This is a genomic window from Bacillus sp. PPSBB_2 (genome assembly GCF_045291115.1).
Lineage (GTDB): Bacteria > Bacillota > Bacilli > Bacillales > Bacillaceae_G > Bacillus_A > Bacillus_A cereus.
Genome location: NZ_CP147983.1, coordinates 1,000,904 through 1,016,475, shown reverse-complemented (window position 1 = coordinate 1,016,475; position 15,572 = coordinate 1,000,904). Strand labels below are relative to the sequence as shown.

Below are 15,572 nucleotides of genomic sequence, written 5' to 3'. Positions count from 1 at the left end.
ATAAAAGCCTTTAACTATAACAAGTTAAAGGCTTTTTGCAAATTGAAATATCGCTCGAGCGTTCAAAAGAAATTCGTAATTACCTCACTGAATGATTACAGGTCTTCCAAATAAAGCTGGATGATAAATTAACATCGCCCCTACAAATGAACACACTAAACAAAAAATAGCCTCGTATTTTATAACTAGAGAAGAGTTTGTATCCAGCTTTTTTTCCTCTCTTTTATATATCATTTTAAATAATGCTTTATATAATAAATACCCAATAATCGCCCCGAGGGTGTTCGTAAATACATCATCAATATCTGTAATTCTATTATTTAGTAATTGATTTAACTCAATTGCCAGTGAAAAAAAGAATCCTGCACATACGGTGTTTTTCATTTTTCTAAACTGCGGCCAAATAGTCGGTAATAAAAAACCTAATGGCATAAACAGTACAATATTTAAAAGATACGTCGTACTACCTGCCGTATCAAATAGAGTCAAGTTGATTTGATTTACACGAATCCACGTTTCATATCTACTTATATCCCATACAGTCGCGATTTGCGTCACCTTATACACTAGCGAAAGATAGAACAGAAAAACATACACCCACAAAAAATGCAGAATAGATATAGTTCTTTTCGCTTTAAAATAAAATTCAATTTGAAACACAACACAAAACATAATAGTAAAAAAATAAGTATACAAATAACTCACCAAAACTCCTGTATGCATGTGGAATCCCCTAACTTTACATTTTCATCTATTATTTAGAACATAGTTTAAGAATCGGTACTTTGTTCATATATTTAATCTTCTACTTTGTCTTCGAATATAGGGAATATATTAAAAATAAAAAATCCCCACTTCTTCATTTTCAGTCTCCTCCTTGATGTAACTTGTTTATAGGATAGGAAAAACTTTTAAAATAAAAAGTGGGGTAAATATAAAATTTTTCTTAAATTTTATGTTAGTTTTTATTATTACTCTAATTACTAATCCGCTATTCGTTGTTAGGCAACAGTATGCTTAAACTTAGTTTTCACTTTACTCCTTCTCATCCCTCATACTGTAATACCCCAAATTAATAATAACCAAGAAATACCCACTCATAATTCCAGCAGCAAATGTCCACATGAATTCATGGTGTTCAATTTCATACATAATAATTGCGCCGAGAATTGCGGCTGCGAACCGGTTCATCATTCCGAGCATCGGTGCTTTTTCTTTTTTTACAATGCTATCTCCGAACTTTTCAATACGTCTTCCTAAAATCCAGGCGCAGTACATACTTACTAAAAGGCCAATGCTTATCCCTACGAACTGTGCTGAAAAAGGTGTCACAAGCCATCCCAATAACATTACGCCTAGCAAACAATACATTTGTATGTTGAACGATCTTAATGCCATACGAATCATGTTATTCTCCTTTATCTTTCTCATTGTAATTCCGTATCATCAATCCAATCTCCCAGGCTTCAAGCTTTCAGCTATATCTTTTTTAAAATGAGGGAATTTGATTTTGCTCACCATTAAATAAGCGAGTACACATGTACCAAACGCCACGGAAACTGGATTCTTTAAAAAACATAAAATGAGGAGACACATTGCCGCGAATGGGATTGGCATGCCGATAAAGGTCGGGAGTTTGCTTTGCTGCGTGTTAAATCTCGCAAGCCGAAGCATTCCGCAAATACTATAAGCAAGCGCACATATCATCCCGATAGACTGCAAATCTTTTAACGCGACACTATATGCAAGAATAGACGGTGCCACACCAAAAGTAACTAAATCCGCAAATGAGTCCAACTCTCCACCAATTTCCGAAACAGAATCAAGTTTCCGAGCGACCATACCATCTAAAAAGTCAAACAACATACCCGTAATAATAAAAACTGCTCCCAAATAAATATCGTGAACGAAAACAGCGTAAATAGCTAAAAGTCCACATACAAAATTTGCTATCGTAATCATATTTGGTATGTAACTCATAACACGCTTCTCCTCCTTTCTACTAATTGCTTCATCTACGTTCTTACTCATTACAATTAAGATCCTTCTGTTTTTCTTCCAATATCACTTTATTTATTTTCGTTAACGTCTCGGTCATTTGCTCAAGGGCATTTATATCGATTTTAGAAAAATATTTCTCAATTAATACATCATCTAACTCAGACAACCGCTCTATATACTTACTACCGTTTGGACCAAGTGTAAGAAAATACTCCCGTTTATTATTAGGGTTTACTTGTTTTGAAATCATCTTCTGTTTCTCCAATTTAGATAAAACTTGGCTAACGGCACTTTTGGATACATTAAAGGTAGTCGCAATGTGATTTGCTGTCGTGTTTTCATTTAAATTAATATGAAATAGCATGCTCTCTTGCTGTCCTGTAAGACCGAACTCATCTTTTAACTCCTGGAATAGTAAAATGTAGAATTCATTATAAGCTCGGTTCATTTCATTAATTACTTCTTTATACGTTCTAGTCATAGCGTTATTCCTCCATGCTTTTATTTCGTTTCGTTTAATAGTTAAGTTTACTTAACTATAGTATACCGTTATGTTCGTGTAAAGGGAAATATAACGCTCCACTTTACTCACAGTGATACAAAAAAGAAGACACTCTTCTAAAACAAGTTAAGTCCCTGCTTCCTTCATCCAAATACCCAATTAATCGTTCTGAATAATCAAAAAGAAAATCAATTAAATTCCATATAGACCCATTACTGGTTAAAATGTTATAATGGAATCACCCTACATAGTTACTCATAGCCAGACTGAGGAACTAGCGTCTTATTAAGTAATGCGCATAACTAAAATAAAAAAGACACTTTACGGTGTCTTTTTTATTTATATTCATTGCAATTATCTCTTTTATAAACAAACTCTATCAAACAGTAAAGGAGACTAACAGATGGAACATCCTGTTGCAAGAGAATTACGTTTTATACGGGTATGTCTTATCATTTTGATTATTGTCATTGCATTCTGGGATCGTGAGAAAACTGTGGAAATTACTGATCACGGTAGCGATCCTATCTTAAACACCAGCAATATGACCCAAGTTGGTGAGAATACATTTGCATACAAAGATGAATCGAATCAAATTAAAATATTTAAGTTTAATCCAGATACAAATGAAATAAAATTAATAAAAGAGTTTTATGCTAACGAATATTAATTACATGAATTAAATAATTCAAATCTGTAGAAGACACTTTAAAGTGTCTTTTCTTTATGAACTACAAAGTATGAGGCCCCAAGCCATTAGCTGCAATTACGACTAAGGCTTTTACTATATAAAAAATAAAACATAGTAAGAATAAAATACTCACTTAAATTATTTTTCACTTCACAAACTACATCCAAAAAGTTGGATAACTTCTTTTACTACTCATATTATTAATGAATAAAGCAATAACTACAATAACAACGGAGCCAATTAAAACTGGTGTTACTAAATAACTCCAACTATTTGCCCCTAAAATAACGATAATCGGATCGGCGCCTGCCGGAGGGTGCGTCGTTCTCGTTAACATCATAACGGCTATTGCCATCCCCACCGCTAAAGCAATTGTCCAATATTCATTCCCAAACAAATGATATATTGATAGACCAATGAAAGTTGAAATCAAATGTCCTCCAATAATATTACGCGGCTGAGATAATGGCGCATTCCAAACTCCAAACGCTAATACACAACTCGCACCAAATGGAGCCATTAATAATTCTGTAGAGGTTATGCTCGTTAAATATGTTAAGGTAAGAATTGTTAAAAATCCCCCTAGTAGTCCCGTTAAAGAGTCCTTTACATTTACTTGTAATGGACTTCTTCCTTTCCCTTTCATTTTTGTAAAATATCGTACACTTATTGGTTGAGGGTCTTTTTGCTTAGTTGCTGTTATATTATTCATCGTTCTCCTCCTTTATTTACCAACCATTATAACTCGGCAATAACTAACCTGTAAATATTAATTTTAGAGGTTAGTTATAGAATACAAAAAAAGAATCAACTATTATAAGTTGATTCTCTAAACTTCCTCAAATTTTCGATCCTGAAATTTTGCTACCTTTTTCCGGTTCCCACATATTTTCATAGAACACCATTTTCGTTTCCCACTCTTATCTATAAATAATAAAACACATTCAGGATTTGAACACCTTTTAAGGGAAATCAGCTTATTTTCTGCTATTAAGGTTAAAGCATCAAATGCAATTAACGATGCGAGTACATCCTCGATTTCTCCAACCGGGATAGATACTAGCTGTTGTTCAATGATTTTATATGTAAATGGTGCCTTCTCAATTTGTTTTTCTAAATACGTAATAAAATCATTAGAAATTTTTTGCTGATCAGCAATTGCCTCAAACTGTTTTCTCAGTACTTCTCTTATTTCTAATATACTAGATGTAACTTGATTCATTCGCTTCTGAATTCCTATAAGTGTTTTTTCATTCCAAAAAGGAAGATTAACCTTTATTACATATAACCATTCTAATACATCTTCATCTGTTATTAATAAATCATAACGTTGTCCACGCCTAACTAGCTCTGTATTTACTAAATCTAATGAGAGATTTCCAGATATAAGCGGGAATTGTTTTTTGTCCTGCATGTACTCATCACCTTCTCTTTAAATAATCATATTCCAAATTAATACAGCAGTGCAACTTTTTTATAAACTAAAAAGTATGAAGATTAAAGCCTTTAGCCATAATTACGACTAAAGGCTTTTTGTATGTAAGTAAATGAAAAAGGAGCTAATTTTATGGAACATAATAAAAATGGAATACTTGCTTTAATTGTTTTATTTGTAGGACTAGCATTTTTTGTCAGTGGAATGGTTTATCATTTATGGGGCTCATTTTAATTTCAAATTTTAGACAGATAAATAATTCGACTCAGAGAAATGCGCATTTTTCCCCTTTTCCTTCCAAAATTAATATAATAAGATATAAAATGTCATACATATACAAATATATATAGCACTCATTAAAAGTGCTTCTATTTTGGAAGGAAGAAACAAACGATGAACAAAAAGTTATTAGCATCATTATTATGTAGCACATTCTTGTTTGGAGTATCAGCGTGCAGTTCACATGATGCGCCTGCGAAAAATGAGCAGGCGACTTCTAAAAAAACAGAGAATGACAAACTTAGCAACAAGGATTCGCAAAAAGAACTTCCTACCAATGTAGATTCCTCTGATGTATACATGTCAATGGGATCTGCCGAGTCACTAGATGTTCTAGGGACTGGAGAAGTTAAAGCACAAGGTGTCTTTAAAGTATTAGACATCGCCGTTTATAATCGTAAAGAAGAACCCATTACACTAGATATCAACAACTTTAAATTAATTGATGGATTTGGAAGAGAATATCACATTTCCAATGAATATCAGTCAGTACTTAAAGCTGCAAATATCTCCACATTCAAATTTAATATTGTTAATCCTAATGAAAGTTCGGAAGGAAACATTGTATTTGATGTACCGAAAAACACGCAAGGATTAACTTTAAAAATTAATAATGATAAGTTAGATAAAGAACTCCAATTAAAAGTGGAATAGGCCAATAAATACGTCTCCCTTAACATTCTCTACTGACATAAAAAAGTACAGTCTTTTCTACAGCAGACTGTACTTTTTTTATCATTTCACATAACATTCCCTAATTTTTTTGACTAGCTGCTCTCCAATCACGAAAAGATGTTGGGCGTCCAGAAAAAGCTCTTTGCTTTGTAACAGATGGTTTTTCTTCAGGAGTCATTGTTTTTTCTTTAAGAGTCGCTGGTTTTTCTTTAAGCGTCACTGATTTTTCTTCAAGAATAGTCACAGTTGTTTGCATTTTCTCTAACTGTTCTTTCAACAATTGTTGTTCAATCTTTAAATCCGTAAGTAAACGTAAAATCATCTCAGAATTAGCCATAAGATCCTCCTTCCCCCAATACACAGAATAAAATACAATATGTAGAAGACAAAATTCCGGTGACAAAAATAAGATCGTCAACTCTTTTTAACTTCCAAAATCCTTTTATTTTTTTAAGGACCTGCTCCATTCACCCTTAAAAACATAAATTAAATTAAATCCATTAATAAATGGTCTTTATGGAAGGAGGAGTTAATATGGGCTATGGAGGTAGTTGTGGTGGAGGCTGTGGTTTCGGCGGCGGATTTGCCTTACTTGTTGTGCTCTTCATCTTATTAATCATCGTTGGCGCTAGCTGTTGGGGCGGCGGATTCGGCTGCTAAGGAGAGGCACTCTTGAGAGTGTCTTTTTTTTGATATGTGACTCATATACATATTGCTCATAATTTCCGTTCTGGGGATAGTATAATATTGACTGAGCATGTCAGCATCCCCCTAATTAATAGTTGGTTCAAATCGATATAATTCTTTTAAATATAGGTTAACACTATATTTCTCAATGAATAAAACAACTTAACATGGAGGGTGTTGCAAAACTCATAAATATCCAAAAATGAATGCATAAAAAAATCCGTTTTCCTGGAAAAATGATAGTAACCGAAACTATCTCCAGAAAGGACGGATTTACTAGTATGATAACCAAATTTGATGAAAATCAATCCATTTTACAGATTTTATTTGCATACGTAGACAGTTTAACTATTGAAGGCGTTCCGCCTGTGACAGGTCGCCCACCAATCTGTAGAAAAGCCTTACTGAAATGCTTTTTCTTGAAAACTGTATTTCAAATTGACTCTTTACGCAAATTAACACGTTTTTTGCATCAATATCCTTCATTTCGTGTATCTTGTGGTTTATATTTCGTTCCTCACGTTTCTACTTTTTCACGTGTAGGTACTTGGTTTCGTGAAAAGGGTATTCCAGTCANTTTCCGTTGCAGATGCTGCTTACGATAGTCAACGTATTTATGAAATTGCACGAACATGTAACATCTTTGCCATGAATCCAATCAATCCTAGGAATGGTGAACAAAATAAGAGTACACATCGTCGTGTATTATCTCATTTTATACAAACTATCTTTGGTAAACAATTGATGAAAGAACGTAGGAAAATTGAACAACAGTTTAGTAAACTCAAAGATAAAGGGTTGGAACAGCCACGTTGGTATGGTCAAAATCGCTATCTATTGCATGTTCAGCTAGTTTTTCTGATTCATAACATTGCATGTTTATTTTAGTTTTGCAACACCCTCAACATGGTAAAATAATAGTTGGATGGGAGTCCAATATATTATTAAAATTAAGATGGTTCAAGTCGAAGGAAGGCACCTTAGGGTGTCTTTTCTTTATGAAAAATATCTAACTATCAACCTTTTCTTTATGACTTCTAACATCAACAAAGGGTGATACAAACTATTACATATGTTTGTACCACCCTTTATTGATGCGTTTAGACTTCACAGTTGTTGAAGTTTTAGACTTCTCCCTTAGTGTACCCATATTATTAGAACATCCTGTAATCTGTAGACAAAATGTAGCTAATAAAAACAATATTAATAATTTCTTCAATAAATCCTCCTACATGCATAAAACACCATATGTTACAAAACAAACATAACATCAACTCTTTATAAAAACAATATAATCCTCGGTCCTTAAGCTATCTCTTAACATAGGAGTACCGCCACAAATCCATTTTTAAAATATCCCCTACTTAAGGAATTTGTAAGTATCAAGTAAGAAAAACGAGAGCTTTGCTTCGTATAATCAAAATATAAAGTGAAGGAAGAAAGATTATTTCTGGGATTAATATACATGTGACAAGAGAAGAGGGTGTTGCAAAACTAAAATAAATATGCAATGTTATGAATCAGAAAAACTAGCTGAACATGCAATAGATAGCGATTTTGACCATACCAACGTGGCTGTTCCAACCCTTTATCTTTGAGTTTACTAAACTGTTGTTCAATTTTCCTACGTTCTTTCATCAATTGTTTACCAAAGATAGTTTGTATAAAATGAGATAATACACGACGATGTGTACTCTTATTTTGTTCACCATTCCTAGGATTGATTGNTTATGAAGCAACGGAATTTCTTCGTTGCGAAACCAAGTGCCTACACGTGAAAAAGTAGATATATGAGGAACAAGCGAAAGGCCACAAGATACACGAAATGAAGGATATTGATGTAAAAAACGAGTTAACTTACGTAATGAATTGATCTGGAATACCGTTTTTATAAAAAAACATTTGAGTAAAGCTTTTCTACAGATGGGTGGGCGGCCTGTCATAGGCGGAACGCCTCCAATGGTTAAACTGTCTACGTAGGCAAATAAAATTTGTAAAATGGATTGATTTTGATCAAAATTGGTTATCATACTAGTAAATCCGTCCTTTCTGGAGATAGTTTTAGGATACTATCATTCTTCCAGGAAAACGGGTTTCTTTATGCATTCATTTTTGGATATTTATGAGTTTTGCAACACCCTCAAGAGAAGAAAGCTACGTTTTTTTAGAATAATAATATGAGTATGTCTAAGTTTTAGAGATTGCTTGCAAATATTTTGAAGTTTTCGCACCAGAATTCTAATTACCATACCTGTTTTTTACCATCACATATTGGAGGTTAAAACATGAATAAAAAAAAGAAAATACAAAGATCAATACTTACCTTTCCCCTACTCTTTTCTTTAGGCGTTTCATCTTTCCCGCTTACCACAACTATTCACGCAAATACACACGAGGAACAATCTGCTGAAAAGAAACTAGTCTCTTTAACGGAGCTTACATCATTATTTTTTGAATATCTCCAGCAAAGTAAATATGCAGAGGCACTACAGTTGACGTCTACTGCTTTTCAATCCAAGTTTACAGCAACCACATTACAAAACTGGTGGACACAAAGTGGCTGGAGCGGGATAAAAAGCATGGGAACCCCTGTGATAAAAGAACGAAACTTGGTCCATCAGACGGTAGAAATTCCAGCAGCTACCGAAGGAACTACCATACCACTACTCCTTAAATTCACACCTGGCGGGAAAGTAGATGAAATTGGAGAAAGGCCACCCGAGGAATCTTTTACCATCCCCCATCCTAGCTATGATCAACCTAACTCCTATCAAGAACGTGAAATCGTCATTGGAAATTCTACCTATCCGTTACCAGCGACATTAACAGTTCCGAAGCATCAGCGTGGTGAAAAGCTGCCCGTAGTTGTTCTTGTTCATGGTGCTGGCATCCATGATCGCGATAGCACATATATGGGAACAAAAATCTTACGAGACATTGCGGTGGGCCTTTCATCCAACGGAATTGCAGTGTTGCGCTATGAAAAACGCACCTTAGAACATGCATTAAAGATGAGTGCAGAACCCATTACGTTAGACCGTGATACTACAGATGATGCCATATATGCAGCAAAATCAGCAGCGCAGCAGGAAGGCATTGATCCAAATAATATTTTCATTCTTGGACATAGCCTAGGAGCTGGCACAATGCCGCGTATACTGAGCAAAGCGCCTTCCTCACTTGTCCGAGGAAGTATCTTACTCGCACCACCTGCACGCCCTTTGACTGACATTGCCATTGATCAGTATCAATACCTTGGGGAGTCAAAGGAAGTAATCGATGAATTAAAAAGACAGGTCGCTTTTATCCAGGATCCTGCTTTCAATCCTGACCATCCTCCAGCTGGCTACAATTTGGGGTCACCTCATTTTATGTATGATGTTTCTAGGTGGCGTCCAGTTGAAGAAGCAAAATCACGAAAAGAGCCTTTACTCATTCTGCAAGGAGCACGTGATTATCAAGTAACAGTAAAAGATGAATATACAAAATGGCAGAAAGGACTTTCAAACCGCGGGAATGTTCAGTTCAAAAAATACCCGAAATTGAATCATTTCTTCACGGAGGGTGACGGGGAATTAAGCCTCCCTAGTGAATATGAAATCCCTGCTAACGTTCCCGAATACGTCATCCAGGACATTATTACATGGGTTAACGAGACAAAAAAATAAGAAAACATCAAAAGCCTTCATGCAATCATTATTGCGTGAAGGCTTTTTGAAACTAGTGATTCAGACATATCTATTATAATTATATTTTTCTACGCACTAAATAAAAAGCTAAGGACCCCATCATAACAGGTGCTACGAAATAAAAGAAATGTGAAAAAGAAAAAGTAAAAAGAAAAAGAAATGGTATAAGTGTATAGATAACTGCTAGTCCTATAAATAAAGGAATTCCAAATTGAAACTCTCTACATCGTTTAATTTTCCTATATAAGACTTCCCCAATTAGACAAGCTATAAGAGCTGGTATACTACCATAAGTGACGATAGTTTTTATGAACCCCTGTAAAACGTCTGGGTGAATAAAGCTAGGATTAAAAATATATGAAATTAAGAACCATCCAAAAATAAAAGCAAATAGACTTGCAGCATAACTAACTACAAATTTTATTAAAGTAAGCAACGTAATCATCCCCATAATTCCCTAATATTATCTTCATTTTATCATTTTCTCTTAAAAAGATTCCAAAAGGGTATACTTGCCCTTCAGCTTTCTTTTTTAACGCTTGTTCAAGACGTATTTTTTGATGTTATTTTGTATAAAAAACTTTTGGGAGCAACCTGTTCTGTTAGGTTGATAGCGATGGGGTGCCGCCAGCATTCCGAAAAAATCACGCTAAGTCAAAAACCATAATAAGCTGTCCGTATGAGCAGCTTATTTACATAAAAAAAGACACTCTAAGGTGCCTTTCTCCGACTCGATAACCACTTTAATTTTACTAATGTGTATTGGACTTTCCATCCTCATCAATGAATGGAAAGTAGAGATGCTTCAATTATGTACCGATCTGGAGCGTCTCCTATATAGTCAAAAGGATAACAAGTTGTTAATGTTAATGTCGGCTCACTTTTTTCTACAATAACCGTTCGATCTTCTGAATCTGTTATCCAATGCTTGTTAATTTCATATGTATATGTTTTATTTTCATATTCCACGATAAGTTGGTCATTTTCCTTTAATTGACCAAGCTCGGTAAAAACTGTATCTCTATGTCCACTTAAAACTGTATGGCCATTTCCAGATGGTGTAGTAGTTAAGTCACTAACAAACATACCTACACCCTTTTTTAGTACTTTATCATCAGCTCCCCAATATATAGAGTATTTCTTTTGTATTTTAGGGATAATTAAATATGCTACTTTATCTCCTAACTGATGGTTTACCTTTGAAGCAGGAATTTGTACAGGTTCTTCTTGTAATGAAGTGTCAGTCTCTATCTCTGTCTCTGTTTGATTGATGTTTTGCTTTTCATTTTCTTTAGAAGGTGTGGAGGTCTCATATTGTTTAGCCTCGTTAGTTGTCAACGACTCTGCTGATTGTCTAGCACTATACCATTCTAGAAAATAATAGGAAAAGATAGTAAGTCCAATAACAGTTAAACATAAGCCTATCCATTGTTTTTTATTCACTCTTATCACTCCATTTGAAAACGACAGGATTTCTCCTGCCGTTTTAAGGAACTATTTTATGCGTTTGTCTTTTTACGACGGAACATTAATACAGCTCCAGCTAATGCTAATCCTAAGCTTGCTAACATCATTGTAACACCGTTTGATGCTGTATTAGGTAATTTTTCACCTTGTTTTTTCGTTTCTTTTTTCACAACTGTATTAGTATTTTTCTTTGTTTCTTTTGCAGTTGTTTGAGGCTTAGTTTGTTCTTGTTTATTATTTGTTGTTTGGTTGTTTTGTTTTGAATTCTCTTGCTTAGTGTTTTCTTGTTTAACAGGTTCTTGTTTAGTGTTTTCCTGTTTAGTATTTTCTTGTTTAGGTTGTTCTTGAGGTTTAGTAGTTTCTTTATTTTCTGTTGTAGTATTTGTGCTCTTTGGATATTTATAATCTTCACATGGAATGCCGTCTTTATCATTATCTAAACGGTGCGGATCATTTCCAACACCATATCCATTTTGATCCCAGAATGCTTGAGCATCTTGTTGACTTTTAAAATGGCCACAGTTTTTTGTATCATTAGGACTCTTAGCTGCAAATGCAGAAGAACTGTACCCCACTGTTAATAGTGTTACCGCTGTTGCTGAAGCTAATAATTTTTTCATAAATTTCTTTATCCCCCTAAATGGTATGTATTTACATTGAAATATTTTACATTCAAAAAATTAAAAATACAATAATAATTTGTAGATAAATGTAAGATTTCTAGATAATAATACCAAACTATTAATTCGTATATTGTCATATTATGTCGAAAGAAAATAAAAAAAGAGCCAAGGCCCTCTTTAATAACCACTAATAACCATAATCACTATTCTCACAGTAATATGAATTTGATTTATCACAACAAATATATGTTGTTTGTTGGATAAATAATGGAATCCGTAAAGCGTTAGCTGTAGTAGCATTTGAGACAGTAATACTTTGAACATCCTCAAATAAGAAAGTTCTTGTATCTCTTGGTTTTAATGTAATTGTTACATTTATATATATCTAATGAGGAAAAAATATACCGTATACTATATACAGTTGGATATTATCAGGAATCATTTTGCACGAAAGAAAAGACACTCCATATGAGTGTCTTTTCCAATAGTTTTTAGCAGAAGCAAGAAGCTCCAACGATGATTAATAAAATGAATAACACGACTAATAAAGCAAAGCCTCCCGAGAAGCCACAACCGCCACAACTACCACCATAACCCATAATAGTTCCTCCTTTAGATAAGAGGGGAAAACTAAGGTTCACTCATGTATTTTAATGGATTCGTTTCATCTTATGTTTTTTCGTATTGATTGAGCAGGTCCTTTCGAAAACTATTCACATATTAACTATATTTTTAAAAATGAATAATTCAAATATAACAATAAATAGATAAATTAATATAATGTATTAATTCTAAAAGAAGGGAGGAATAGCCATGCAATTAGTTTGTTTTAAAATAGTAAGTGGTCAGTATTTCTTGTTTGTAGAAGGTATTCAAATTCCTGTACCAATTCCAGCAGTTGCTGCAGCTTTATTAATTGGTTTAGGAGTAATTCCACTTTGTTCTTAATGTAAGGAATTCGGATCATCCCTATCTTTCCATTAGAAAAGCCTCAAGTATATGAATACTTGAGGCTTTCTTTATATTAAAGAAAAAACACCTTACAAGGCTTGAAGATCTCCTGATTTAACTAATGCAGCCGTTACATCATCACCGAAAGTATTGAGACAGAATACTTTCTCGTCTACCGTATCCATTACTGTAGCTTCACCTGTCTTGCCACCTTGAAGTTTAATAAAATAGTTATGTTCTTCTAAAATTTTACTAAAATCTCTATTTGCCCATCTTTCAGTAATTGCTAATAGCTCTTCTTTGTTCTTGAAATTGTTTCCGTTTAGAATATTTCTTACTTTCTCTGCATTCTTTTTGGACATAGAGGTTGCTCCCTTTCCTTCACACGCTTTTACTTTTTGATGAGTCATGCTATGCATAGCTGAAATAACTTCTTCTTCAGTAGAAGTTACTGTAATGTGAAGTTGTGCATTGGAACCTTTCACTTCTGCTTCATTCGATAGTATGTCTTTTTTATTAACCTCTGCAAAAACATGGTCCTCACTCTTAAGCGGGACTTCAGCAAACTGTAACATTCCATAAGTCATACCAGTTGCAAGTACTACTCCCCCTATAATAGATGCTAGCCAATACGTTAGCTTCTTGTCCATCTTCATTTCCCCTGTCTTCGTTTAAATATCTTAACTAAAGAATACCATATTTAATTCCTTTTTATTGAAGAGTCTCTAATTTTTACTATGAAAAAACGCACAAATCGTTTAATGCAAATATAATAACTTCATAATCATGACTATACCTATTCTCATAACAGAATCTATATACGATGTCACTAAATCATCTGGTGAACTATTAGCGGCAGAACTTATTATAAGAACACACTCTCTCATTATTGGACTTTTAGTTATTAGCACAGCTTTGCATCGTTATTCTCAAAAAGGATAAATATTGTACATACCAATTCTTATGTATGAAGCCAACCAAAACAAGTGTTACGAAAAAAATATGAAAAAGACATCTTTGCTAGGGAAAGATGTCTTTTTTATATAAACCTTAATGTTCGTTCTGTAAAACTCTCGCTTCCTTTACTCCTTCTTTCTCTTCTTTTAAGAATAACGATACGATAAATGCAACAATGATAAAGACTAACCCAAGTGCAAATGCACCTTGGAATCCTGAAGTTAAACCGTTTAACTTCTCTACCGGATCCAGTGGATTTGCGGAGCTTTCCATATACTTAGTTGTTCCTGAAGACATTTTCGAAATAAAGATAGCTGTACCAATTGCACCAGCTACTTGTTGCAACGTATTAAACAGTGCTGTTCCATGCGGATATAAATCTGGTGTTAATTGATTTAAACCGTATGTTTGTGCTGTCATGACAAACATAAGTCCAACCATTAATACGCTATGCATAATAATAATTTGTAACATTGATGTATCAGGAGTAATGCCTTTAAATAAGAACATTGCAATCCCTACTAACACAATGCCGGGAACGATAATAACTTTCGGACTAAATTTATCAAATAGTTTACCTGCAATTGGTCCCATTATAGCGCTAATAACACTTCCCGGAAGCATGATGATCCCTGACTTAAAAGCTGTAATGAGTAAAACTGTTTGCAGGAACATCGGTAATAAAGTCATCGTTGAAAATAACGACATCATCACAATGACAATTAATCCGACTGATAATGTAAACATCGGAACTTTAAATGCGCGTAATTCTAAAATTGGATTCTCAATTTTTAATTGTCGAACGACAAAAATACATAATGAGATAAGCCCAACAATTAAAGCACCATATACTTTCGCATCGGACCATCCTAAATCACCTGATGCACTAAAGCTATACACAAATCCGCCAAATCCTAATGTCGATAAAAGGATTGATGGGTAATCTACTTTTGGCCTTGTTAACTCTGAAACATTTTGAATGTACTTCATCCCAATCATAATGGAAATAATCACGATAGGAATAACAATATAGAATAACCAGCGCCAATTTAATGAATCCACAATTACTCCAGATAATGTAGGACCAATTGCCGGAGCTGCCATCATCACAAGTGCGATTAATCCCATTGTCGCACCACGTTTTTCAGGCGGACAAATAATTAAAATCGTATTCATTAATAACGGTGAAATTAACCCTGTCGCTATAGCTTGGACGATACGGCCGATTAATAAAACAGAAAATGTTGGTGCAAATCCCGCAATTAATGTACCAGCTAAAAACGTTACCATAGCGATCAAAAACATTTGTCTCGTTGTGAGCCATTGCTGAAGTAACGCTGTAATTGGGACTAAAACCCCAACCACCAACATGTAAGCTGTAGAAAGCCATTGAATCGTTGAAGCTGTTACGTCAAATTCTTTCATTAATACTGTTAACGCATTACCAAGTAATGTTTCATTTAATAATGCAACCATTGCTCCTAAAAGTAACGCAATTAAAATGGGGGTATGTTTCAAATTAGAAGTATCAACTTTGCCACTTGTAGGGCTCTTAGTTGTCATATTCATTTACAGATTCTCCTCCTATTTCTTACTTAAAAAACTTTAAATATAC

19 protein-coding genes and 3 pseudogenes are annotated in these 15,572 nt (G+C 34.1%); 6 read left to right on the top strand and 16 right to left on the bottom strand.

Annotated elements, in window-relative coordinates:
• Positions 1 to 84 precede the first annotated feature (84 nt).
• The 4 genes from V6946_RS04955 to V6946_RS04940 form a co-directional block, all read right to left on the bottom strand.
• Entirely contained in the window at positions 85 to 723 is a 639-nt protein-coding gene (locus V6946_RS04955; RefSeq protein WP_006917966.1) for a VanZ family protein, read from the bottom strand.
• Positions 724 to 1,035: 312 nt separating this feature from the next.
• Complete coding sequence (locus V6946_RS04950) at positions 1,036 to 1,407, bottom strand: ATP synthase subunit I (RefSeq protein ID WP_006917967.1); 372 nt, start codon at positions 1,405 to 1,407, stop codon at positions 1,036 to 1,038.
• 39 nt (positions 1,408 to 1,446) lie between these two features.
• A complete protein-coding gene (pssA, locus tag V6946_RS04945) occupies positions 1,447 to 2,031 on the bottom strand; it encodes a CDP-diacylglycerol--serine O-phosphatidyltransferase (protein WP_000042263.1) in 585 nt (194 codons plus the stop codon).
• Positions 2,024 to 2,482, bottom strand: coding sequence for a MarR family winged helix-turn-helix transcriptional regulator (locus tag V6946_RS04940; protein WP_000198944.1), 459 nt, complete (start codon positions 2,480 to 2,482; stop codon positions 2,024 to 2,026). Before V6946_RS04940 ends, pssA begins: the two co-directional genes overlap by 8 nt.
• 424 nt (positions 2,483 to 2,906) lie before the next feature.
• Between V6946_RS04940 and V6946_RS04935 the strand changes: the two genes are divergently transcribed.
• A complete protein-coding gene (locus V6946_RS04935) occupies positions 2,907 to 3,173 on the top strand; it encodes a YmzC family protein (protein WP_000400965.1) in 267 nt (88 codons plus the stop codon).
• Positions 3,174 to 3,351: 178 nt separating this feature from the next.
• Here the strand turns inward: V6946_RS04935 and V6946_RS04930 are convergent, their stop codons facing one another.
• Complete coding sequence (locus tag V6946_RS04930) at positions 3,352 to 3,906, bottom strand: HPP family protein (protein ID WP_001059994.1); 555 nt, start codon at positions 3,904 to 3,906, stop codon at positions 3,352 to 3,354.
• 117 nt (positions 3,907 to 4,023) lie between these two features.
• The gene (locus V6946_RS04925) at positions 4,024 to 4,608 is read right to left on the bottom strand and encodes a CGNR zinc finger domain-containing protein (RefSeq protein ID WP_006917969.1); all 585 of its coding nucleotides are present in this window, start codon (positions 4,606 to 4,608) and stop codon (positions 4,024 to 4,026) included.
• Positions 4,609 to 5,022: 414 nt separating this feature from the next.
• On the opposite strand from V6946_RS04925, the gene V6946_RS04920 reads away from it, so the two are divergent.
• The gene (locus V6946_RS04920) at positions 5,023 to 5,562 is read left to right on the top strand and encodes a DUF4352 domain-containing protein (RefSeq protein WP_006917970.1); all 540 of its coding nucleotides are present in this window, start codon (positions 5,023 to 5,025) and stop codon (positions 5,560 to 5,562) included.
• A gap of 100 nt (positions 5,563 to 5,662) precedes the next feature.
• Here the strand turns inward: V6946_RS04920 and V6946_RS04915 are convergent, their stop codons facing one another.
• Complete coding sequence (locus tag V6946_RS04915; protein WP_000013699.1) at positions 5,663 to 5,920, bottom strand: hypothetical protein; 258 nt, start codon at positions 5,918 to 5,920, stop codon at positions 5,663 to 5,665.
• 197 nt (positions 5,921 to 6,117) lie between these two features.
• Between V6946_RS04915 and V6946_RS04910 the strand changes: the two genes are divergently transcribed.
• Positions 6,118 to 6,243 carry a YjcZ family sporulation protein gene (locus V6946_RS04910; RefSeq protein WP_000540377.1) on the top strand — a complete coding sequence of 42 codons (126 nt, stop codon included), beginning with the start codon at positions 6,118 to 6,120 and terminating at the stop codon, positions 6,241 to 6,243.
• Positions 6,244 to 6,551: 308 nt separating this feature from the next.
• Positions 6,552 to 7,158 (top strand): annotated as a pseudogene (locus V6946_RS04905) (transposase).
• Between the two features lie 178 nt (positions 7,159 to 7,336).
• Here V6946_RS04905 and V6946_RS04900 read toward each other — a convergent pair.
• Together V6946_RS04900 and V6946_RS04895 are read right to left on the bottom strand one after the other, a co-directional pair.
• A complete protein-coding gene (locus tag V6946_RS04900) occupies positions 7,337 to 7,489 on the bottom strand; it encodes a hypothetical protein (RefSeq protein WP_000734755.1) in 153 nt (50 codons plus the stop codon).
• Between the two features lie 275 nt (positions 7,490 to 7,764).
• A pseudogene (locus V6946_RS04895) lies at positions 7,765 to 8,300 on the bottom strand (transposase).
• A 255-nt stretch (positions 8,301 to 8,555) separates the two neighbouring features.
• Between V6946_RS04895 and V6946_RS04890 the strand changes: the two are divergent.
• Positions 8,556 to 9,938 carry an alpha/beta fold hydrolase gene (locus V6946_RS04890; protein WP_006917976.1) on the top strand — a complete coding sequence of 461 codons (1,383 nt, stop codon included), beginning with the start codon at positions 8,556 to 8,558 and terminating at the stop codon, positions 9,936 to 9,938.
• 79 nt (positions 9,939 to 10,017) lie between these two features.
• Here the strand turns inward: V6946_RS04890 and V6946_RS04885 are convergent, their stop codons facing one another.
• From V6946_RS04885 to V6946_RS04865, 5 genes and pseudogenes are all read right to left on the bottom strand, one after another.
• On the bottom strand, positions 10,018 to 10,404 hold the full coding sequence (locus V6946_RS04885; protein WP_000631590.1) for a hypothetical protein: 387 nt from the start codon (positions 10,402 to 10,404) through the stop codon (positions 10,018 to 10,020).
• A gap of 25 nt (positions 10,405 to 10,429) precedes the next feature.
• Positions 10,430 to 10,552 (bottom strand): annotated as a pseudogene (locus V6946_RS04880) (N-acetyltransferase); the annotation flags it as partial.
• A gap of 187 nt (positions 10,553 to 10,739) precedes the next feature.
• Positions 10,740 to 11,402: a class D sortase gene (locus V6946_RS04875; protein ID WP_006917978.1), complete on the bottom strand. Its 663-nt coding sequence runs from the start codon at positions 11,400 to 11,402 to the stop codon at positions 10,740 to 10,742.
• Between the two features lie 56 nt (positions 11,403 to 11,458).
• Entirely contained in the window at positions 11,459 to 12,046 is a 588-nt protein-coding gene (locus tag V6946_RS04870) for an excalibur calcium-binding domain-containing protein (protein WP_000734535.1), read from the bottom strand.
• Positions 12,047 to 12,540: 494 nt separating this feature from the next.
• Positions 12,541 to 12,648 carry a YjcZ family sporulation protein gene (locus V6946_RS04865; protein WP_000540375.1) on the bottom strand — a complete coding sequence of 36 codons (108 nt, stop codon included), beginning with the start codon at positions 12,646 to 12,648 and terminating at the stop codon, positions 12,541 to 12,543.
• 214 nt (positions 12,649 to 12,862) lie between these two features.
• On the opposite strand from V6946_RS04865, the gene V6946_RS04860 reads away from it, so the two are divergent.
• Entirely contained in the window at positions 12,863 to 12,997 is a 135-nt protein-coding gene (locus tag V6946_RS04860; RefSeq protein ID WP_001177693.1) for a hypothetical protein, read from the top strand.
• 92 nt (positions 12,998 to 13,089) lie between these two features.
• Here V6946_RS04860 and V6946_RS04855 read toward each other — a convergent pair whose 3' ends face one another.
• Complete coding sequence (locus tag V6946_RS04855) at positions 13,090 to 13,650, bottom strand: PRK06770 family protein (protein WP_366982145.1); 561 nt, start codon at positions 13,648 to 13,650, stop codon at positions 13,090 to 13,092.
• Positions 13,651 to 14,050: 400 nt separating this feature from the next.
• Positions 14,051 to 15,526, bottom strand: a complete 1,476-nt coding sequence (locus tag V6946_RS04850) for an MDR family MFS transporter (protein ID WP_006923074.1) — start codon at positions 15,524 to 15,526, stop codon at positions 14,051 to 14,053.
• Positions 15,527 to 15,572: the final 46 nt, after the last annotated feature.

Excerpts from the sequence above, each read along its gene's own strand:
- V6946_RS04955 (WP_006917966.1), bottom strand. The coding sequence starts at position 723 with ATGCATACAGGAGTTTTGGTGAGTTATTTGTATACTTATTTTTTTACT.
- V6946_RS04950 (WP_006917967.1), bottom strand. The coding sequence starts at position 1,407 with ATGATTCGTATGGCATTAAGATCGTTCAACATACAAATGTATTGTTTG.
- pssA (WP_000042263.1), bottom strand. The coding sequence starts at position 2,031 with ATGAGTAAGAACGTAGATGAAGCAATTAGTAGAAAGGAGGAGAAGCGT.
- V6946_RS04940 (WP_000198944.1), bottom strand. The coding sequence starts at position 2,482 with ATGACTAGAACGTATAAAGAAGTAATTAATGAAATGAACCGAGCTTAT.
- V6946_RS04935 (WP_000400965.1), top strand. The coding sequence starts at position 2,907 with ATGGAACATCCTGTTGCAAGAGAATTACGTTTTATACGGGTATGTCTT.
- V6946_RS04930 (WP_001059994.1), bottom strand. The coding sequence starts at position 3,906 with ATGAATAATATAACAGCAACTAAGCAAAAAGACCCTCAACCAATAAGT.
- V6946_RS04925 (WP_006917969.1), bottom strand. The coding sequence starts at position 4,608 with ATGCAGGACAAAAAACAATTCCCGCTTATATCTGGAAATCTCTCATTA.
- V6946_RS04920 (WP_006917970.1), top strand. The coding sequence starts at position 5,023 with ATGAACAAAAAGTTATTAGCATCATTATTATGTAGCACATTCTTGTTT.
- V6946_RS04915 (WP_000013699.1), bottom strand. The coding sequence starts at position 5,920 with ATGGCTAATTCTGAGATGATTTTACGTTTACTTACGGATTTAAAGATT.
- V6946_RS04910 (WP_000540377.1), top strand. The coding sequence starts at position 6,118 with ATGGGCTATGGAGGTAGTTGTGGTGGAGGCTGTGGTTTCGGCGGCGGA.
- V6946_RS04890 (WP_006917976.1), top strand. The coding sequence starts at position 8,556 with ATGAATAAAAAAAAGAAAATACAAAGATCAATACTTACCTTTCCCCTA.
- V6946_RS04885 (WP_000631590.1), bottom strand. The coding sequence starts at position 10,404 with ATGATTACGTTGCTTACTTTAATAAAATTTGTAGTTAGTTATGCTGCA.
- V6946_RS04870 (WP_000734535.1), bottom strand. The coding sequence starts at position 12,046 with ATGAAAAAATTATTAGCTTCAGCAACAGCGGTAACACTATTAACAGTG.
- V6946_RS04865 (WP_000540375.1), bottom strand. The coding sequence starts at position 12,648 with ATGGGTTATGGTGGTAGTTGTGGCGGTTGTGGCTTCTCGGGAGGCTTT.
- V6946_RS04860 (WP_001177693.1), top strand. The coding sequence starts at position 12,863 with ATGCAATTAGTTTGTTTTAAAATAGTAAGTGGTCAGTATTTCTTGTTT.
- V6946_RS04855 (WP_366982145.1), bottom strand. The coding sequence starts at position 13,650 with ATGGACAAGAAGCTAACGTATTGGCTAGCATCTATTATAGGGGGAGTA.
- V6946_RS04850 (WP_006923074.1), bottom strand. The coding sequence starts at position 15,526 with ATGAATATGACAACTAAGAGCCCTACAAGTGGCAAAGTTGATACTTCT.